Here is an 18,493-nt window from a genome sequence, read left to right on the forward strand (position 1 = left end):
AAGACAGCCGGGAGAGCACCCCCATCATAACAGCATCCAAAACGAACAATCCCGGGCTTGACCCGGGATCCAGTATCCATCGGCGCGCGTTGTCGAAAAAGGCAGCAGCCTCAGCCGGTTACTGGATCCCTGCCTGCGCAGGGATGACGCGTCGCCGATCAGCGCTCCGTGAGTTTCAGTTCGATGCGGCGGTTCTTGGCGTTGGTTTCCGGGGTGTCGCCGTCTTCAAGCGGCTGGAATTCTCCGAAGCCGGCGGCGACGAGGCGCTTTGGGTCGACGCCCTTGTCGATCAGGTAGCGCACGACGGAGATGGCGCGGGCGGCGGAGAGTTCCCAGTTGTTGCGCAGGCGGCCGGTGCCGGAGAGGGGGCGGGCGTCCGTGTGGCCGTCGACGCGCAGCACCCAGTTGATCTCTTCCGGGATCTGCCGGCTGAGTTCGAGGATCGCTTCGGCCAGCTTGTCGAGTTCGCCCTGACCGGCCGGGTTGATCTCCTCCGACCCGCTGTCGAAGAGAACCTCGGACTGGAAGACGAAGCGGTCGCCGACCACGCGGATGTCGGAGCGCTGGGACAGGATTTCCCGCAGGCGGCCGAAGAAATCGGAGCGGTAGCGGGAGAGTTCCTGCACCCGCTGCACGAGGGCGGCGTTCAGGCGCTTGCCGAGGCTGGCGATCTTGGCCTGGCTCTCGCTCTCCTTGGCCTCGGAGGCCTCGAGCGCGGCATTGGCGGCGGCAAGCTGGCGGCGCAGGGCGGAGATCTGCTGGTTCAGGAGCTCCACCTGGGCAAGGGCTCGGCGGGACACCTGCTTCTCGTCATCGAGCAGGTTTTCAAGCTGGGCAGCCCGTCCTCCGGCTGCGTCCACCGCACCGGACTGGGTGTCGAGCAGGCCGAGCAGCCGGTCCCGTTCGTCGGTCGCCGACGACAGGCTGGACTGGAGCCCGGCGATGGTGTCCTCGAGCTCGGAATTGCTCGCCCGTTCCAGGGCAAGGAGCTCGGTCAGTTCGCTGATTTGGGCATTCAGCCGGTTCAGCACCGTGTCGCGGCCGGACAGCTGCTGGGACAGGAAGAACTGCGCCAGCATGAAGATCGACAACAGGAAGATGATGACGAGCAGAAGCGTCGCCATGGCATCCACGAAGCCCGGCCAGTAGTCGGTGTCCTGGGCTCTCCGGCGGCGGCGGTATCCGGCCATGGATTACTCCTTGGCCCGGTCGAAGGCGGCGGCGATGGAGGCGAGCAGGTCTTCCACCCGCTTCTGCTGGGCGCTCTGGCCCTCGGCCCATTCCCGCATCATCTGCTGCTCGGAGCGCACATGCTTGACGAGGCCCTGAATGCCCTCGGCCAGATTGGCCATGGCCTGGGTGGAGGCCCGGTTGCCACCTTCCTCGACAGATTTCTGCAAGAGGGCGATGGAGGCCTGGATCTGCTGGGTGGTGGAGGCGGTGGCCGGATCGATGAAGGGATCCTCCGGTTCGATGTCGGTCACCGTGGAGAGCCAGTCTTCCAGCTCGGTGTAGAAGCGGTTCTGTGCCTGGCCGGCCTGAAGGTCGAGGAAGCCGAGGATGAGCGAGCCGGTGAGGCCGAAGAGCGAGGACGAGAAGGCGGTGCCCATGCCCGACAGCGGCGCCTCGAGCCCGGCCTTGAGATCCTCGAAGATCACGTTGGCATCGCCCGATCCCACGTTGAGGTTCTGGATGGTGGCGCCTACGGCGCTGACCGTCTGGAGCAGGCCCCAGAAGGTGCCGAGCAGGCCGAGGAAGACCAGCAGGCCGGTGAGATAGCGCGAGATCTCGCGGCTTTCGTCCAGGCGCATGCCGATCGATTCCAGGATCGAGCGGGCGGTGGTCGGGGTCAGGGCCATCTCGCCGACCTTGTTGCCCAGAAGGGTCGCCATGGGGGCGAGCAGGACAGGGGTGCGGCGTTCGAAGGCCGGGTCGCCCAGCCGGAAGCTGTTGACCCACGAGATCTCCGGGAACAGGCGGATGACACGGCCGAAAAGCAGCAGGACGCCGAAGGCCGCGACGAGCACGATCAGGCCGTTGAGGCCCGGATTGCTCATGAAGGCTTCGGAAATCTGCCGGTTCAGGATGAAGGCTATGAAGGCCACGATCACCAGGAAGATGATCATGAAGGACAGGTAGGCCCGGGGGCTGGACAGGCTGTAGGGGTCGTAGTCGCGTGACATGGTCGCCAATCAATCGCCTCGTGGAACGGTCACAGATTGATAGCGTGATTTTCGGAGGCTTGGGAACCGTTAAAGTTAACTGTTTGAAATGTCACACAGGGCCGGACAGCAAAACGCCCCGGAAATCCGGGGCGTCGCAAGGCATCAATCGGGCTGCGAAAGGGGTGAGAACCCTCAGCCGCGCGCTTCCTTCAGCAGGCGCAGGATGTGGTGGTGGGCATATTCGTTGCCCGCGACCACGGAACCGCTTTCCAGGAAGCCCTGCTTGCCGTCCGGGTCGGAGACCCAGCCGCCGGCTTCCTTGACCAGCAGGGTGCCTGCCGCGATGTCCCAGGAATTGAGGTCGTGTTCCCAGTAGCCGTCGAGACGACCCGAGGCGGTCCAGGCGAGGTCCAGGGATGCCGCGCCGCAGCGGCGGATGCCGGCAACTTCCGGCATGAAGTGGCGCAGCTCCTTCAGGGCGCGGCCATGGTCGCCCTTGCCGATGAAGGGCAGGCCGGTGCCGAAGACCATTTCCGGCAGCTCGGAGCGGCCGGCCACGCGCAGGCGGCGGTCGTTCAGGAAGGCGCCACGGCCCTTCTCGGCGGTGTAGAGCTCGTCCATGACCGGGTTGAAGATCACGGCGGCGACGATCTGGCCCTGACGCTCGAGCGCGATGGAGCTGGCGAAGATCGGAATGCCGTGCAGGAAGTTGGTGGTGCCGTCGAGCGGGTCAACGTGCCAGCGGTGCTGACCGTCGGTGCCTTCGATGACGCCGCTTTCTTCCATGACCAGACCGAAGTTCGGACGGGCCTTGATCAGTTCGGCGCGAATGATGTCTTCGGCGCGACGGTCGGCCGCCGAGACGAAGTCCCCCGGCCCCTTGCGCGACACCTGAAGGTTTTCGACCTCACCGAAATCACGGATGAGGCTGCGGCCAGCCTTGGTGGCGGCCTGAACCATGACATTGAGGATTGCTGTACGGGCCATTGTTCTCGCCGAAATTCTTGGGCCCGACGCCTCTTTTCAGGGGCGCCGGGCCGGAAGTTGAAGTCAGGAAAAGCGGCAGCCTCAGTCGGCGCGCTTCACGTATTCGATGGTGCCGGTGTCGACGACGATCTTTTCACCCGAAGTGATGAACGGGGGAACGAGAACGCGCACGCCATTTTCCAGAACGGCCGGCTTGTAGGAAGAAGACTGGGTCTGGCCCTTCACCACGGCATCGGCCTCGGTGATCTGAAGGGTCACGAACTGCGGCAGGCTGATGCCGATCGGACGCTCTTCATGCATTTCCACGGTGACCATCATGCCGTCCTGCAGGAAGGCGGCGCGGTCGCCGACGAAATCGGCCTGGAGTTCCAGCTGCTCGTAGGTCTCGGTGTCCATGAACACCAGCTGGTCTTCCTGGGTGTAGAGGTACTGGAAGTCCTTCTGCTCCAGGCGGACGCGCTCGACCTTGTCTTCCGAGCGGAAACGCTCGTTCAGCTTGCGGCCGTCGAGGAGGTTCTTCAGCTCGACCTGAGCGAAAGCGCCGCCCTTACCCGGCTTCACGTGCTGGGTCTTGACGACGGCCCAGAGGGTGTCCTGATGCTGCAGAACGTTACCCGGCTTGATTTCGTTACCGTTGATTTTCATGGAACGACCGATTGCGATAGAGAAAATGACAGATTTTCGGAGACGCGCCGGGCAGCACACGCAAACAGCGGCCGCGCGAAACCAGTGTGCGGCCTGTCCTACACAAATGCTGGCAGCTTTCAAGCAAAAAAGAAAAACCGCCGTCCCCGCACGTCAGCTGTGGTGAAGAGGCTCTTCCCGTGTGCCTAGCGGGACGCAGTCTCCGGCAGCTTCTGGCCGGGCGCGGAAAACTGCAGGGCCATGCGTTCAGCCTCCTTGCGGGTGTCCTCGTCGAGGGAGGCGGCCAGCTTGTCCAGGGCTTCGTCGTTCACGCCGAGGGTCCTGGCGAGGAAGTGCCAGCGCACCGCCTCCACCGGATCGGGGTCGCGGCCGCGGCCTGCGGCAAAGCACCGGGCGAGCCGGTTCATGGCAACCGCGTTGCCGGACTGGGCGGCGCGCTCGAACCAGTCGGCGGCCTCGCGCTCGTCCGGCTCCACCCCGCGGCCCTGGAAGCGCAGGATGCCGTAATAGACCTGTGCCTCCACGTGACCGCGCCGGGCGGCACGGCCCAGCCAGAAGGCGCCCTGGCGCAGGGTTTCCGCATCCGCGTCGGACTTGTCCTCCTCGGCGGCCTGGAGATAGGACAGGCCGAGATTGTACTGGGCGTCCGGATGGTTGCCTTCGGCGGCCTGGCGCAGAAGGGTGAGGGCCTTCGTCACGTCCTGCGGGCGTCCGACGCCCTCCTGATAGATCAGGGCGAGATTGTACATGGCGGCGGGGTTGCCCGTCGCCGCGACCTTCTCGAACAGGTCGGCAGCCTTCGACTTGTCAGCCGGCACGCCCTCGCCCAGCAGATAGAGCTGGGCGAGCTGTTCGGTGGCGGTGATGTCCTCGGCTTCGGCAGCCTTGGCGTACCAGGCGGCGGCCTTGGTCATGTCTTTCTTCAGTCCCAACCCTGCCTGATAGAGAACGCCCATCAGCGTCTGCGCCTGGGGGATGCCCCCATCGGCCAGGGGCTTGGCGCGCACGGCCGTGGTCATGAACCAGCCGCGCTGGAAGGCGCCATAGGCCAGGTCCAGCGGATCGATGCCGGAGAGATCGCCCGGCGGCGGGGGCACCATCACCGTGCTGGGAAGTTCGCCTTCGGCCAGCGGGCGGGCGGTCTTGGGCGGGGCTTCGGCGGTGGTGACAATGGACGTCGACGGCGTGTCGGGCGTGGACGCGCCGGTGCCAGCCTGTTCCTGCGCGACAGCCGGCAGGCAGGTGAAGGCCATCGTCATCGCAAGGACGGACAATTTGCCCGAAGATGCGACGCGACGCAGCATCCTGTCTCCGCCGGCCGACATGGTCATTCCGCGTCCGGGAATTCGTGGCTGTCGAGGATCGCGTTGGCGCGGGCCACGGCTGCGGCCGGGCCGTCCGCGTGGGTCCAGACCGCGTCCTTCACCGCAACGAAATCGGCGACGGTGGCGGCGGCCGCATCGACGCTCTCGATGTCGGAGCCGGCAAGCGCCACGCAGGGGGTCTCGAAGAGCTCCGCCCACCACTGGGCTTTGGACAGGGTCTTGTCGTGGGGCTCGGGCTTTTCTTCGAGGTCGAGCCGGCCGATGAAGAGATAATCGATCCCGGTCTCGGCCCATTCCATGTCGTCGTGCTTCAGCTTGGTGCCGCCACCGCCAACGATCTTGGCAGGCTGAAGGCTTTCGACCGCCAGCTTCAGGTCTTCAAGAGAGGTGTCCACATGGGCGCCATCGGCGCCGCAGCGGCCTGCGACCTGCGTATCGTTGTAGATCAGGGCGGCCGCGCCGGCGCCTTGGATGATCGGCACGAGGCGCTCCGCGATCGTCTGCAGGGTGCGGCCGTCGGTGTCGGGGCGATAGATCAGCACGCAGGCCACGTCGCCTCCGCTCAGGGCGGCCTCGAGGCTGGGCACGAAGGTGTCCAGGTCAAAGGCGGGCGGGGTCACGAGAAAGAGGCGAGGGCGGTTCACGGGGCGGATCTTCCAGACTGAAATAGGCTCGGGTGCGCTGCCGCCGGAGGGCGGGCGCTCGGATCTATTGTCCCTAATCGGGGCGAAAGAGCGGCGCAAGTGACTTCTTTGCAGAAGTGGTGAATGGGGCTCGGGCAGGGTGCATCGGTTCATCCGCGCATGGGGACGGGCTCCCACTCTCTGCACAGGGACGGTGCTCTGCAGACCGTGCCAGTGTCCCGCGCGCTCCGCCCGCCGTCCTGCTCGGCCTCGTGTCGAGCATCCAGTCTGGATTGCCGGCTCAAGGCCGGGATGACGATGGGGAGGGTACTCTCGCGAGCAGCCCCCCGCGCTCCGCGCCGTCCCGGATCTCCGCTTGCGCTGCGTCCGGGACGGCGGAAAGGCCGGTGCGGAAGCGTTTTTTGCCTCTCCGACGTCATCCCGGATGCAGTGCAGTGGAGATCCGGGATCGGTGAGCCTGGGTGGTTCCGTCTGTACGACCCGTCATGGTGCAGGCTGGTGCCAGTCCTGAAACGCAAAAGGACCGGCACGGGGCCGATCCTTTCGGTGTCTGGGTCTGGCGAGACGCGCCGGATCAGGCGATCTTCGGATCCAGGCTGCCCTTCTTGTAGAGGGCGGCCATTTCGGCCAGCGTGATGATGCGGCCGATCTTCGAGGCCTTGCCGGCGGTGTTGAAGGCTTCCAGACGCTCGACGCAGAGCTTCTGCATCGCATCGCGGGCCGGCTTCATGTACTTGCGCGGATCGAACTCGCCCGGGTTCTCGGTCAGGATCTTGCGGATCTGGCCGGTCATGGCCATGCGGTTGTCCGTGTCGATGTTGATCTTGCGCACGCCGTTCTTGATGCCGCGCTGGATTTCCTCGACCGGAACGCCCCAGGTCTGGGGCATTTCACCGCCGTACTTGTTGATGATTTCCTGCAGGTCCTGCGGAACGGAGGACGAGCCGTGCATGACCAGATGGGTTTCCGGCAGGCGGCGGTGGATTTCCTCGATCACGTGCATGGCGAGGATCTCGCCGTCCGGCTTGCGGGTGAACTTGTAGGCGCCGTGGGAGGTGCCCATGGCGATGGCGAGCGCGTCGACCTTGGTCTCGCGGACGAATTTCACCGCTTCTTCCGGGTCGGTCAGCAGCTGGTCGTGGCTGAGCACGCCTTCCGCGCCATGGCCGTCTTCCTTGTCCCCCATGCCGGTTTCCAGGGAACCGAGCACGCCGAGCTCGCCTTCCACGGAGATGCCGCCCAGATGGGCCATGTCGGTCACGGTCTTCGTCACGCCGACGTTGTAGTCCCAGCTGCCCGGGGTCTTGCCGTCGGCCTCGAGGGAGCCGTCCATCATGACGGAGGTAAAGCCGGCCTGGATGGCGGTCATACAGGTGGCGGGCTCATTGCCGTGGTCCAGATGCACGCAGACCGGGATGTGCGGATAGATCTCGCAGACCGCGTCCATCATGTGCTTCAGCATGATGTCGTGGGCATAGGAACGGGCGCCGCGCGAGGCCTGGATGATCACGGGAGAATCGGTCTGGTCGGCAGCGGCCATGATGGCGAGCGCCTGTTCCATGTTGTTGATGTTGAAGGCCGGCACGCCATAGTCGTGCTCGGCGGCGTGATCGAGCAGTTGGCGCAGGGTGATGCGAGCCATGACAGTCTCCCGTAGGTCAGAGGCGAAATCAGGTTGGAGCGCAGGAAACGCCCCGTCGCGGTTGCAGGACGCGAATTTCGCAATGGTTCTAGCAAAAGACTAGCCATTTGGAAGATCTGCGCCCGCGATCTAAATCAATTAAATTGCAATTAGTTGCGCCAAATTCGGGATATCTTTAATTCGGACGGGAAAATAAATCCAGTCCGAAACAAAAAGCCCGGCGCGGGGCCGGGCTTTTAAATTTTTTAAATCTCGAGAGCTTTCACGCCGGGCAGTTCCTTGCCCTCAAGCCATTCGAGGAAGGCTCCGCCTGCGGTGGAAACGTAGGAAAAGCTTTCGGCCGCGCCCGCATGATTGAGGGCGGCGACGGTGTCACCTCCGCCTGCGACGGACTTCAGCTTGCCGGCCGTGGTCTGCTCTGCGGCAAACCTGGCGGCGGCAACGGTCGCCATGTCGAAGGGGGCGATCTCGAAAGCGCCCAGCGGACCGTTCCAGACCAGGGTCGCGGCGTCGGCGATGGACGCCTTCACGGCGTCGACGGAAGCTGCACCGGCGTCGAGGATCATGGCGTCGGCCGGCACGGCGTCGACGGCGACGGTCTCGCTGGCGGCATTTGCCTTGAACTCGCGGGCGACCACGGCGTCGGTCGGCAGGATGATCTTGCAGCCGGCCTTTTCGGCGGCAGCGGTGATCTTGCGGGCGGTGTCGGCAAGGTCATGCTCGCAGAGCGACTTGCCCACATCCAGACCCTGGGCGGCCAGGAAGGTGTTGGCCATGCCGCCGCCGATCACCAGCATGTCGACCTTGGACACGAGGTTTTCCAGCAGGTCGATCTTCGAGGAGACCTTGGCGCCGCCCACGACGGCCAGCACCGGGCGAACCGGGGTGGAGAGGGCAGCAGCGAGGGCTTCCAGCTCGGCCTGCATGGTGCGGCCGGCATAGGACGGCAGCAGGCGGGCGACGCCTTCCGTGGAGCCATGGGCGCGGTGGGCGGCGGAGAAGGCGTCATTCACGTAGATGTCGCCCAGAGCGGCAAGGGCCTTGGCGAACTCGGCGTCGTTCTTCTCCTCACCCTTGTGAAAGCGGGTGTTCTCCAGAAGCAGCACGTCGCCCTCGGACAGGGCCTCGATGGCCTCTTCGGCGGAGGTGCCGATGCAGTCGTCGGCGAAGTCGACCGGCTGGAGCAGATAGTCGGCCAGCGCCTGGGCAACCGGCTCCAGGGACATGGAGGCGACGCGCTCGCCCTTCGGACGGCCGAAGTGAGCCAGCAGGATCACCTTGGCGCCCTTGGCGGACAGTTCCTGGATCGTCGGCAGCACGCGCTCGATGCGGGTGGCATCGGTCACCTTGCCCGCGTCATCCATGGGCACGTTGAGGTCGACGCGCAGCAGGACGCGCTTGGCCTTGATGTCGGCGAGATCGTCGAGGGTCTTGAAAGTCATGGGATCTCCGTGAGGGCTCGGCGGGCGGGCGCAAAAAGGCAGGGCAGCGCGGCCCGGACAAACGAAACGGGGCGGATCCGGTTTCCCGTGTCCGCCCCGGATGGATCAGGTCAGGATGGTGGTCCCGATCATGCTCAGATGAGCTTGGCCATGGCGACAGCGGTGTCGGACATGCGGTTGGAGAAGCCCCACTCGTTGTCGTACCAGGTCAGGATACGGACGAAGGTGCCTTCCATGACCTTGGTCTGGTCCATGTGGAAGATCGAGGAGTGGCTGTTGTGGTTGAAGTCCACGGAAACCAGCTGGTCCTCGGTGTAGCCCAGGATGCCCTTCAGTTCGCCGTCAGCGGCAGCCTTGATGGCAGCGTTGATCTCTTCCACGGAGGTCTCGCGGGAGGCGATGAAGTTCAGGTCTACCACGGAGACGTTCGGGGTCGGAACGCGGATGGCGACGCCGTCGAGCTTGCCCTTCAGTTCCGGCAGCACCAGACCGACGGCCTTGGCGGCGCCGGTGGAGGTCGGGATCATGGACATGGCGGCTGCACGGGCGCGATACAGATCCTTGTGCATGGTGTCCAGGGTCGGCTGGTCACCCGTGTAGGAGTGGATCGTGGTCATGAAGCCCTTCTCGATGCCGACGGCCTTGTTCAGCACATAGGCGACCGGAGAGAGGCAGTTGGTGGTGCAGGAGGCGTTGGAAACGACCAGGTCGTCCTTCGTCAGGGACTTGTCGTTCACGCCGAAGACGATGGTCTTGTCGGCGCCGTCGGCCGGAGCGGAGACCAGCACGCGCTTGGCGCCAGCGGCCAGGTGTGCGGAGGCCTTGTCCTTGGCGGTGAAGATGCCGGTGCATTCCATGGCAACGTCAACACCGAGGTCGCCCCACGGCAGGTCCTTGGGGTCGCGGATCGCGGTCACCTTGATCGGCTTGCCGCCGTCGATGGTGATGGTGTCGCCGCTGACGGTCACTTCAGCCGGGAAGCGGCCGTGCACGCTGTCATAGCGCAGCAGGTGGGCGTTGGTTTCCACCGGGCCGAGGTCGTTGATGCCGACCACTTCGATGTCGGTGCGGCCGGATTCGACGATCGCGCGCAGCACGTTGCGGCCGATGCGTCCGAAGCCGTTGATTGCAACCTTGGTTACCATGTTTAACTCCCCGAAGTTGTCTTGGCGCCGACGGTGGCGCCCTGTCTCAGCGAATTGAGATTGCGAGTGAATACGCCTTTTGGGTTCATTCGAAAACCGCCGCCCGGAAGGTATTCCGGGCGGCGGTGCCTTTTAAATCAATTTTACTTGGGATCCGCGCCGAGCTTGGCCCGGGCTGCGGCCACCACAGCCTTCGGCGTGATGCCGAAGTGTTCGTAGAGCACCTTGGCGGGGGCGCTGGCGCCGAAGCCGGTCATGCCGATGAAGATGCCGTCGGAGCCGATGAACCGGTCCCAGCCCATGCGGATGCCGGCTTCCACGGCGATCTTGACCGGGCTCTTGCCCAGGATGGAGGCCTTGTAGTCGTCCGACTGGGCTTCGAAGAGCTCGAAGCTCGGCACGGAGATGACGCGGGCCGCGATGCCGGCTGCCTTCAGTTCGCCATGGGCTTCCACGGCGATCTCGACTTCCGAACCGGAGGCGAAGATCGTCACGGCCGCATCATCGTCGCTGTCGACCAGCACATAGGCGCCGCGGGCGCAGAGGTTGTCTTCCTCGAAGGACTTGCGCTGGGACGGCAGGTCTTGGCGGGTCAGGGCGAGGATGGACGGCTTGTCCTGGGTTTCCAGGGCCAGCTGCCAGCATTCCAGGGTTTCCGTGATGTCTGCCGGACGGAAGAAGTTCATGTTCGGAATGGCGCGCAGGGCGGCATAGTGCTCGACTGGCTGGTGGGTCGGGCCATCTTCGCCGAGGCCGATGCTGTCATGGGTCATCACGTGGATGACGCGCTGGCCCATCAGGGCGGCCAGGCGCAGGGACGGACGGCAGTAATCGGAGAAGATCAGGAAGCCGCCGGCATAGGGGATCACGCCGCCATGCAGCGCCATGCCGTTCATGGCTGCGGCCATGCCATGTTCACGGATGCCGTAGTGGATGTAGCGGCCGGAGAAATCGTCCGGGGTGACCGGCGCGGTCTGCTTGGTCTTGGTGTTGTTGGAGCCGGTCAGGTCGGCGGAGCCGCCGATGGTTTCCGGCACCACTTCGTTTAGCACGGTGAGGACCGCTTCGGAGGCCTTGCGGGTGGCCATCTTCGGCTGGTCTTCGGCCAGCTGCTTCTTGTAGTCGAGCACGGCCTTTTCGAAGCCGGCCGGCAGGTCGCCGCGGTTGCGGCGCTCGAACTCGGCGCGGGTTTCGGCGTCGACGGCCGCGAAGCGCTTCTGCCAGTCCTTGTGGGCATGGGCAGAGCGCAGGCCGGCAATGCGCCAGGCGTCGAGAATGTCGCTCGGGATCTCGAAGGGCTCGTAGGTCCAGTTGAGGGCCGCACGGGTGCCGGCGATCTCGTCCGCGCCCAGCGGAGAGCCGTGAACGCCGTTGGTGCCGGCCTTCTTCGGTGCGCCGAAGCCGATGGTGGTCTTGGCGGCGATCAGGGTCGGGCGGTCGCTGGCCTGGGCCTGACGCAGGGCGGCGGCGATGGCTGCCGGGTCATGACCGTCGACGGACAGGGTGTTCCAGCCGGATGCGGCGAAGCGTGCGACCTGATCGGTGCTGTCGGTCAGGCTCACGGCGCCGTCGATGGAGATGCCGTTATCGTCCCAGATGACGATGAGCTTGTTCAGCTTCAGGTGGCCTGCCATGGACAGGGCTTCCTGGCTGATGCCTTCCATCAGGCAGCCGTCGCCGGCCAGCACATAGGTGAAGTGATCCACCAGGTCCTTGCCGAAGCGGCTTTCCTGCAGCTTCTCGGCAATGGCCATGCCCACGGCGGTGCCAAGACCCTGGCCGAGCGGGCCGGTGGTGGTCTCGATGCCGGCGCCATGGCCGAATTCCGGGTGACCGGCGGTGCGGGCGCCCAGCTGGCGGAAGTTCTTCAGCTCGTCCAGGGAGAAGTCCTCGTAGCCCAGGAGATAGAGCAGGCTGTAGAGGAGCATGGAGCCGTGGCCGGCGGAGAGCACGAAGCGGTCGCGGTCCGCCCAGTCCGGGGCGGTCGGATCGAACTTAAGGAACTGGGTGAAGAGGACCGTCGCAATGTCCGCGGCACCCATGGGCAGGCCCGGGTGGCCGGACTTGGCTTTTTCCACCGCGTCGATGGCAAGGAAGCGGATTGCATTTGCCATGCGCTGATGTTTGTCGAGATCGGTCATGTATGTTCCGTGGCTTGTGCGGCGCGATGCCGTGGACGTCGGTTCGCCTTGGGTGCGGCCAGACGGGGCCTCAAGGCGGAAAGGCGCCCGACAAATATCAGGAACCTTGTGTGAGTCAATAAAGCGCGCGCGGGTGCGGCACGCGTTGAGCCTTGTCAAAAAGGGAATTGAGGATTCTGGACAGGTCGCCATTGACGGGAAGAAGACCCCTTGCCTAATCTTCGGAGGCGCGGCGGAATGAGGCACTCGGCCCTTCGGGCAAGTGATCGACAGCCCTCGTTTGATTGAAAACTTTTCAGGATCGGGGGACCGAGGCATGTCGGTCGCCCGAACAATTTCCCGCAGGGAGCTTTTTTCTGTAGGCTCGTCGGCCTGAGGCCCCCCTGCAATGCCTGTGCATTCGACCTGCGCAAGCGGCCCGCAGATGGAACATGGACGGATATGGCGGATACGGGTTTTCAAGCCGAGCTCTCGATCGAGTCGGCCCTGGACAGGTTGATCAAGGCCGTGGACGGTCTGGAGGGGGCTGTTGATCGGCGCCTCAAGGCCGACCATTCCCTGTCCTCCCTCCAGGAAGACCTGCAGCGCCTGAGCGAAGACCGGTCCGATCTGGCCAACCGGCTCGACCATGTGCAGGCGCGCGCTGATCGCCTGAGCGATGCGAACCGGGACGTGTCCCGCCGTCTGGTGACCGCCATGGAGACCATCCGCGGCGTTCTCAACGTGCACGGAGGCTGACGGTCCGCTCATGGTGCAGATCAACGTCACGATCAACGGCCGCTCCTTCCGCATGGCCTGCGATGCAGGGGAGGAGGAGCGTCTCTATGCACTTGCCGACCGCTTCGACGGATGGATCTCGGACCTCAAGGGGTCCTTCGGCGAGATCGGCGACCAGCGTCTCACGGTGATGGCCGGCATCATGGCCACCGACCAGCTGGTGGAGATGGAAAAGCGCGTCGCCAACCTGGAGCGGGAGCTTGCCGAGCTGCGCCGCGATGCCCAGTCGGGCAAAGACGGGCTGCGCGCCCGCGAGGCGGAAACAGCAGCGGCGCTGGAACAGGTCGCAGCCCGCATCGAGGGGCTCGCCCAGAGCGTCTCGCGCAGCCTCAAGCCCACCTGACCCGACCACGCCTTCCTCACAAGGCCCGGCTCAGGAAACAGAAGCGTTCTAGCCGTGAGATCAACGCCTTCTGGGAAGAGACGCCGCACTTGCCCATGGCGGATTTCAGCTGCTTGCGCACCGTATCCTCGCTCACCCCATGGCAGCGGGCCAGATCATCAAGCGTTTCGCCTCGGGCAATTGCCCCGATCGCACGGCATTCGGCCGGGGAGATCGAGAAGAGCTGTGCAAACCGGCGGACCTCCTGATCCGAGAGGTCCAGCGTGTTGGTCATGGGCGTGATCAGCAAGAGGATCCGGCCGCGCGACACCGGAGCAAGCCGGGAGGGTAGGGCCGGGTCGATGATGACGCGCACCGCCAGATCACAGGGCTGCTGGAAGCAGGGCGTCAGAAACTCCGAGAAACGGGGTGCCTTGTCTCCGGCGAGAAGATCCAGCTGCTTGCGCCAGCGGCGCTGGGCGGCCGGATCGGCGAAGCTCAGATGACCTGTGTGGCTCAGCAGGGTGCCGCCGCGCATATGCTCTTCTGCCAGCCGGTTGGCGAAGAGCACGGCTCCGTGGCGGTCGAGAATGAGAACGCCCTTGCCCGAGAGGGACCAGAGGTCGCCCAGGGTCCGCCGCTGCTGCTGCAATTCCAGGCTCGCCACGGTGACGCGCGTGGCCTGGCGCAGGGGCGTCATCAGTCTGGAGATCGCGGCAACCTGCTCGGAGGTGAAGGGGTTCCGGTCGTTGCGCGGTGCCAGGGCGAAGCCGGTGAAGACGTCGCCGCTCGACAGGTTGCCCTGGGCGAGATTGCGCATGCCCCAGCGGGAGAGGCATTCGTTGTAGGCGACGTCGGTTCGCAGTTCGGCCTCGCTGAGGACATCATGCTCGAGCAGGACCTTGCCGACGGGCGCCTGTTCCAGCCGGGGAATGCGCGGGTCGATCAGGATGTAATCGGAGAGATAGGTCTCGTAGCCTTGCCGGTCGCCGCGGACAAAGCAGTCGAAGAGAGGGCGCTCATCCGCATTGCCTAGGCACAGGACGTTGAATGGGCCGCCGGCTACGTGGTCGGAGACGGCCGTCAGGATGTCCGGCCAGAGCTCCGGGTGGATCGCGGCCTCGAACATGGCCTCCACGAGCGCCTCTTCCCCGCACCCCACTTTCACCCTGCGTCTCCCGAGTTTGGTTCAAGACGGTGTCGCATAATTGTGACACCTGCGGATCCTCTTCCGGTTCATTCCCCAAATGGGGGGTGTGGAACCTGTCAGGATCGTGGCAAGAACCTGACTGTTTGATCAAGATATTTCTATCGAGTCATTTTATTTTGAAGTGCTAGACATTGACGGTGTTTTTGCCGTTGCCCGACGGGAAGCTGGTACCCGCACCGGTTTCCATAGACTCTTTGAGCCGGACACCTTGTGTCTGGCTCTTTTTTCTTGTGTCGGGGAAAAATTTTCCCGCGCCCTTCCGCAGCTCACGATGCGGCGGGGGCTGGTCAGGGCCGCGCAGGAGGATTATATGGGACTTGCGGCTGCCCGATACGTCAGGAAACTTATTCCCCGGGGCCTTACGCATTCCTTCGGGAGCTGTCCCCGCTTCGGACCGTGGTCTGTTGCACACGGCGCCCACCTACACAGTAGGTTCTCCGGGATTGCATCTTCCAACGGTCGGGTGGCTGTCCTTCCTTTTCCCCTTTCTTTTCGTCCGGATGGTTTTCCATGGAAACGCTGGCTGCGCTGAAGGACAGGCTCCGCCAGGATGCCCTTCTCCGGCGGGCCGCCATGGATCCGCTGCTGCGCATCGAGGCCGGGCTGACCCTTGCCGAACACGTGGCGGCGCTGGAGCTTGCGCCCGGCTGCATGGTCGCGGGCTTCTGGCCCATCCGTGATGAAATCGATCCCCGCCCCCTGATGTCGGCGCTGCGCGAGCGGGGGCACCGGCTCTGCCTGCCTGTCGTGTCCGAGCCGCACCTGCTGTTCCGGGTGCTGGAACGGGGGGCGACGCTGCAGCCCGCGGGCTTCGGCACCCAGGCGCCCGGTCCCGACGCGGAGCAGGTGACGCCGGACGTGCTTCTCATGCCGCTTGCCGCCTTTGACAGCTTTGGAAACCGGATCGGCTATGGTAAGGGCCACTATGACAAGGCGCTGGCCGCGCTGGAAAGGGACCGCCGACGGACCTGCATCGGACTTGCGTTCGAGGCACAGGAGGTGGACCGGGTTCCGGCCGAGCCGCATGACCGGCCGCTGGATGGCATCCTGACCGAGGCCGGGTTCCGCCGTTTCTGAAACTGCTCGAGGCCCCATGAAGCTTCTTTTTCTCGGCGATCTGGTCGGACGGACCGGTCGCACCGCTGTCATTGACCAGCTTCCGGGGCTGATCGAGGATCATCAGCTCGACTTCGTCGTGGTCAATGGCGAGAACTCCGCCTCCGGCTTCGGCATCACCGAACAGATCCTGCAGGATGTTCTGGATGCGGGCGCCGATGTGGTGACGCTCGGAAATCACTCCTGGGACCAGCGCGACACGCTCGTCTATATCGAGCGGCAGGACCGCCTGCTGCGACCGGTGAACTATCCCAAGGGCACGCCCGGCCGGGGAGCGCATCTCTTCACCGCCCGCAATGGGGCCCAGGTGATGGTCGCCAATGTGATGGGCCGGGTCTACATGGACCCGCTCGACGATCCGTTTGCCGTGATCGACCGGGTGGTCAATGATTGCCCTCTCGGCCAGGTGGCCGATGCGATCATCATCGACATGCATGCAGAAGCCACCAGCGAGAAGCAGGCCATGGGGCATTTCCTTGATGGCCGCGTGTCGCTCGTGGTCGGCACCCACACCCACGTGCCAACCGCCGACCACCAGATCCTGACCCATGGCACCGCCTATATGTCCGATGCGGGCATGTGCGGCGACTATGACAGCGTGCTCGGCATGGAAAAGGACGAGCCAGTGAACCGCTTCCTGCGCAAGATCCCCGGCGGGCGCTTCACTCCGGCCGGCGGCGACGCAACGATCTGCGGCGTGGCGGTGGAGACCGACGACCGCACCGGCCTGGCGCTCAAGGTGGCGCCGGTTCGCATCGGTGGACGGCTCGATCCGGTTCTGCCTCCGTTCTGGAGCTGACCGCAAGGCAGACGCGGACAGGCGCGCCTCCCGTTGCTTGCGCGGGGCGCTGGATTTTGTCCGCGGCTTTGCCTATAAGCATCGCAACTTTCCGACACCTATGCGCAAGAGCCGAGAAGAGCCATGGCAGGACATTCACAGTTCAAGAACATCATGCATCGCAAGGGTCGCCAGGATGCGATCCGTTCGAAAATGTTTTCCAAGCTGTCCAAGGAAATCACCGTGGCAGCCAAGGTCGGCGGCCCGGATGCCGATGCCAACCCGCGCCTGCGTCTGGCCATCCAGAACGCGAAGGCCCAGTCCATGCCGAAGGACAACATCCAGCGCGCGATCAACAAGTCGCAGGCTGGTGAAGGCGACAACTACGAGGAAGTCCGCTACGAGGGTTACGGCCCGAATGGCGTTGCCGTCGTGGTCGAGGCCCTGACCGACAACCGCAACCGCTCTGCTTCCAACATCCGCTCCTATTTCACCAAGTGCGGCGGGTCTCTGGGTGAAACCGGCTCCGTGTCCTTCATGTTCGACCGGGTCGGCGAAGTCACCTACAAGCCGCAGATTGGCGACGCGGATGCGGTGCTCGAAGCCGCCATCGAAGCAGGTGCCGAAGATGTGGTGAGCGACGAAGACGGTCACACCATCTACACCGCCTTCGAGGATCTGAACGAGGTTGCCAAGGCTCTGGAAGCCAGCTTCGGCGAAGCCGAGACCGTCAAGATCATCTGGAAGCCGCAGAACCTGACGCCGGTCGACGCCGAAAAGGCTCCCGGCATGATCAAGCTGCTGGACATGCTGGAAGAAGACGACGACGTCCAGAACGTCTACGCCAACTGCGACATCGACGAAGCCGCCCTCGCCTGAGGCTGTTTCGTCCGCTTCTGAAAGCCCCGGCCATCGTGCCGGGGTTTTTGTTTGTGGGGCGGGCGTGCGGGGGAGGCAAAGGTGACAGCGAGGAGCGCCTTGAGGACCGGGAGGCTTGCGCTCGCGGCGCCGTGGGGGCAGAGATGACCCTCCGCCCTTCGAGCCCCGCAGGACCCGCATGATCGACAATCTCTTCGAGCTGACCGCCAATGACACCAAGACCCTGCAGGAGCGGGCGCTGAAGCTGTGCGAGGAGGCGGGCGAGGTGGCGCAGGCGGTGCTGTCGGCCACCGGAGCGCCGGGATCGGCCTACAAGGGTCTCGATCTCGCCGATGTGCGCGAGGAAGCGGTCGACGTGATCATCGTGGCGCTGGCGGTGCTCGCCCAGGCGAGCGAGAGCGAAGAGGCCTTCAAGCGCGATCTGGAACGGCTGGTGTCGACCAAGGTCGCCAAATGGCAGAAGACGCTCGACCAGCGCTGAGGACCCTAGCGCAGGAGGCCGTCCATCGCGGGCATGGAGGTGACCGCCGCGATGGCGATCAGGCTGTAGGCGATGACCCGGTAGAATTTCGGGTCGGCGGTTCGGAAGCCGGTGGAGCCGAGGAAAAGGCCCAGCCCATAGGCGGGAATGCCGGTGACCAAGAGCCTTGCCACATCGAGGGTGAAGAAGTCGCGCAGCCAGTAGGCGAAGACGGTGCCGATGCTGGAAACGGCAAAGAAGACGATGAGATTGGCGCGGACGATCGCCGGTTCCTTCGCGCTCGACAGCCAGAAGGCGACGACTGGCGGGCCGGCGACCTGGCTGACCCCGCCCAGCACGCCGGCAACCGCGCCGACGCCGAAGGACACGGGTGTCGAGGGCTGGCGGTGATAGCGCCAGCCGGAGACAAGCAGCACCAGAACACCGGCGACAATCGCAAAGATCAACCAGCGCAGCATGAGCACGTCGAGGGTGGCAATCAGCCAGGTGCCCACATGGACGAAGATCATGGAGGCGACGACCGCCGGGATGATCGTCCGCCAGTCGCAGAGGCGCAGGGCCTTGATGACGAGCGGCATGGCAACCACGAAGTCGAGCACCAGGAAGCCGGCGGCCGCAGTGGGCGGATAGAGCAGGGCGGTGGCCACGGGCATGTAGATCATGCCGGCCCCGAAGCCCGCGAATCCCCGCACGCAGCCCGCGATGAACAGGACCGCGCAGAGGAACGCCATGGTTCCCGCAGAGGTGGTGGCAAACAGGTCGAACATGGGGTCCGCGGGGCGTCCGCACTGGAA

Annotated in this window: 18 protein-coding genes and 1 other RNA gene; 7 read left to right on the forward strand and 12 right to left on the reverse strand. The window is 64.7% G+C overall.

The annotated features are described in order from the left end of the window. Positions 1-158 precede the first annotated feature (158 nt). The 10 genes from FR728_RS15500 to tkt all read right to left on the reverse strand — a co-directional run bounded on the left by FR728_RS15500 (position 159) and on the right by tkt (position 12,136). Positions 159-1,190, reverse strand: coding sequence for a peptidoglycan -binding protein (locus FR728_RS15500; protein ID WP_149893656.1), 1,032 nt, complete (start codon positions 1,188-1,190; stop codon positions 159-161). A 3-nt stretch (positions 1,191-1,193) separates the two neighbouring features. Then, positions 1,194-2,183 carry a flagellar motor protein MotA gene (locus tag FR728_RS15505; RefSeq protein ID WP_149893860.1) on the reverse strand — a complete coding sequence of 330 codons (990 nt, stop codon included), beginning with the start codon at positions 2,181-2,183 and terminating at the stop codon, positions 1,194-1,196. Between the two features lie 174 nt (positions 2,184-2,357). Further along, positions 2,358-3,152, reverse strand: a complete 795-nt coding sequence (locus tag FR728_RS15510) for an inositol monophosphatase family protein (RefSeq protein WP_149893657.1) — start codon at positions 3,150-3,152, stop codon at positions 2,358-2,360. 81 nt (positions 3,153-3,233) lie between these two features. Beyond that, a complete protein-coding gene (gene efp / locus FR728_RS15515; RefSeq protein WP_149893658.1) occupies positions 3,234-3,797 on the reverse strand; it encodes an elongation factor P in 564 nt (187 codons plus the stop codon). A 185-nt stretch (positions 3,798-3,982) separates the two neighbouring features. Beyond that, the gene (locus FR728_RS15520; RefSeq protein WP_208998861.1) at positions 3,983-5,101 is read right to left on the reverse strand and encodes a tetratricopeptide repeat protein; all 1,119 of its coding nucleotides are present in this window, start codon (positions 5,099-5,101) and stop codon (positions 3,983-3,985) included. A gap of 23 nt (positions 5,102-5,124) precedes the next feature. Continuing rightward, complete coding sequence (locus FR728_RS15525; protein ID WP_208998862.1) at positions 5,125-5,766, reverse strand: thiamine phosphate synthase; 642 nt, start codon at positions 5,764-5,766, stop codon at positions 5,125-5,127. A 574-nt stretch (positions 5,767-6,340) separates the two neighbouring features. Next, complete coding sequence (gene fba, locus FR728_RS15530) at positions 6,341-7,408, reverse strand: class II fructose-bisphosphate aldolase (protein ID WP_149893661.1); 1,068 nt, start codon at positions 7,406-7,408, stop codon at positions 6,341-6,343. A 245-nt stretch (positions 7,409-7,653) separates the two neighbouring features. Further along, a complete protein-coding gene (locus tag FR728_RS15535) occupies positions 7,654-8,850 on the reverse strand; it encodes a phosphoglycerate kinase (protein WP_149893662.1) in 1,197 nt (398 codons plus the stop codon). Positions 8,851-8,984: 134 nt separating this feature from the next. After that, positions 8,985-9,995, reverse strand: coding sequence for a type I glyceraldehyde-3-phosphate dehydrogenase (gene gap / locus FR728_RS15540; RefSeq protein ID WP_149893663.1), 1,011 nt, complete (start codon positions 9,993-9,995; stop codon positions 8,985-8,987). Positions 9,996-10,138: 143 nt separating this feature from the next. Continuing rightward, complete coding sequence (gene tkt / locus FR728_RS15545; protein ID WP_149893664.1) at positions 10,139-12,136, reverse strand: transketolase; 1,998 nt, start codon at positions 12,134-12,136, stop codon at positions 10,139-10,141. A gap of 441 nt (positions 12,137-12,577) precedes the next feature. Here tkt and FR728_RS15550 point away from each other — a divergent pair, with 441 nt between their 5' ends. Together FR728_RS15550 and FR728_RS15555 are read left to right on the forward strand one after the other, a co-directional pair. Continuing rightward, entirely contained in the window at positions 12,578-12,874 is a 297-nt protein-coding gene (locus FR728_RS15550) for a DUF4164 domain-containing protein (protein ID WP_149893665.1), read from the forward strand. A 10-nt stretch (positions 12,875-12,884) separates the two neighbouring features. After that, entirely contained in the window at positions 12,885-13,256 is a 372-nt protein-coding gene (locus FR728_RS15555) for a cell division protein ZapA (RefSeq protein WP_149893666.1), read from the forward strand. A gap of 16 nt (positions 13,257-13,272) precedes the next feature. Here the strand turns inward: FR728_RS15555 and FR728_RS15560 are convergent, their stop codons facing one another. Beyond that, positions 13,273-14,403, reverse strand: a complete 1,131-nt coding sequence (locus FR728_RS15560) for a helix-turn-helix transcriptional regulator (protein WP_149893667.1) — start codon at positions 14,401-14,403, stop codon at positions 13,273-13,275. Between the two features lie 359 nt (positions 14,404-14,762). Between FR728_RS15560 and ssrS the strand changes: the two genes are divergently transcribed. The 5 genes from ssrS to FR728_RS15585 all read left to right on the forward strand — a co-directional run bounded on the left by ssrS (position 14,763) and on the right by FR728_RS15585 (position 17,699). Continuing rightward, positions 14,763-14,919: non-coding RNA, 6S RNA (ssrS, locus tag FR728_RS15565), on the forward strand. A gap of 36 nt (positions 14,920-14,955) precedes the next feature. Next, on the forward strand, positions 14,956-15,522 hold the full coding sequence (locus tag FR728_RS15570; protein WP_149893668.1) for a 5-formyltetrahydrofolate cyclo-ligase: 567 nt from the start codon (positions 14,956-14,958) through the stop codon (positions 15,520-15,522). Between the two features lie 16 nt (positions 15,523-15,538). Next, positions 15,539-16,360, forward strand: a complete 822-nt coding sequence (locus FR728_RS15575) for a TIGR00282 family metallophosphoesterase (protein ID WP_149893669.1) — start codon at positions 15,539-15,541, stop codon at positions 16,358-16,360. 123 nt (positions 16,361-16,483) lie between these two features. After that, entirely contained in the window at positions 16,484-17,218 is a 735-nt protein-coding gene (locus FR728_RS15580) for a YebC/PmpR family DNA-binding transcriptional regulator (RefSeq protein ID WP_149893670.1), read from the forward strand. Between the two features lie 178 nt (positions 17,219-17,396). Next, on the forward strand, positions 17,397-17,699 hold the full coding sequence (locus FR728_RS15585; protein ID WP_208998863.1) for a MazG-like family protein: 303 nt from the start codon (positions 17,397-17,399) through the stop codon (positions 17,697-17,699). Positions 17,700-17,704: 5 nt separating this feature from the next. Here the strand turns inward: FR728_RS15585 and FR728_RS15590 are convergent, their stop codons facing one another. Then, on the reverse strand, positions 17,705-18,466 hold the full coding sequence (locus tag FR728_RS15590) for a sulfite exporter TauE/SafE family protein (protein ID WP_149893671.1): 762 nt from the start codon (positions 18,464-18,466) through the stop codon (positions 17,705-17,707). Between the last annotated feature and the right edge of the window lie 27 nt (positions 18,467-18,493).

It is taken from the genome of Roseibium aestuarii, from assembly GCF_008477545.1.
Lineage (GTDB): Bacteria > Pseudomonadota > Alphaproteobacteria > Rhizobiales > Stappiaceae > Roseibium > Roseibium aestuarii.

Bases quoted from the DNA above. Each gene is read 5' to 3' on its own strand.
- FR728_RS15585 (WP_208998863.1), top strand. From the start codon at position 17,397: ATGATCGACAATCTCTTCGAGCTGACCGCCAATGACACCAAGACCCTG.
- FR728_RS15550 (WP_149893665.1), top strand. From the start codon at position 12,578: ATGGCGGATACGGGTTTTCAAGCCGAGCTCTCGATCGAGTCGGCCCTG.
- FR728_RS15575 (WP_149893669.1), top strand. From the start codon at position 15,539: ATGAAGCTTCTTTTTCTCGGCGATCTGGTCGGACGGACCGGTCGCACC.
- FR728_RS15570 (WP_149893668.1), top strand. From the start codon at position 14,956: ATGGAAACGCTGGCTGCGCTGAAGGACAGGCTCCGCCAGGATGCCCTT.
- FR728_RS15590 (WP_149893671.1), bottom strand. From the start codon at position 18,466: ATGTTCGACCTGTTTGCCACCACCTCTGCGGGAACCATGGCGTTCCTC.
- FR728_RS15500 (WP_149893656.1), bottom strand. From the start codon at position 1,190: ATGGCCGGATACCGCCGCCGCCGGAGAGCCCAGGACACCGACTACTGG.
- FR728_RS15535 (WP_149893662.1), bottom strand. From the start codon at position 8,850: ATGACTTTCAAGACCCTCGACGATCTCGCCGACATCAAGGCCAAGCGC.
- FR728_RS15510 (WP_149893657.1), bottom strand. From the start codon at position 3,152: ATGGCCCGTACAGCAATCCTCAATGTCATGGTTCAGGCCGCCACCAAG.
- fba (WP_149893661.1), bottom strand. From the start codon at position 7,408: ATGGCTCGCATCACCCTGCGCCAACTGCTCGATCACGCCGCCGAGCAC.
- efp (WP_149893658.1), bottom strand. From the start codon at position 3,797: ATGAAAATCAACGGTAACGAAATCAAGCCGGGTAACGTTCTGCAGCAT.
- FR728_RS15580 (WP_149893670.1), top strand. From the start codon at position 16,484: ATGGCAGGACATTCACAGTTCAAGAACATCATGCATCGCAAGGGTCGC.
- FR728_RS15520 (WP_208998861.1), bottom strand. From the start codon at position 5,101: ATGCTGCGTCGCGTCGCATCTTCGGGCAAATTGTCCGTCCTTGCGATG.
- gap (WP_149893663.1), bottom strand. From the start codon at position 9,995: ATGGTAACCAAGGTTGCAATCAACGGCTTCGGACGCATCGGCCGCAAC.
- FR728_RS15505 (WP_149893860.1), bottom strand. From the start codon at position 2,183: ATGTCACGCGACTACGACCCCTACAGCCTGTCCAGCCCCCGGGCCTAC.
- tkt (WP_149893664.1), bottom strand. From the start codon at position 12,136: ATGACCGATCTCGACAAACATCAGCGCATGGCAAATGCAATCCGCTTC.
- FR728_RS15555 (WP_149893666.1), top strand. From the start codon at position 12,885: ATGGTGCAGATCAACGTCACGATCAACGGCCGCTCCTTCCGCATGGCC.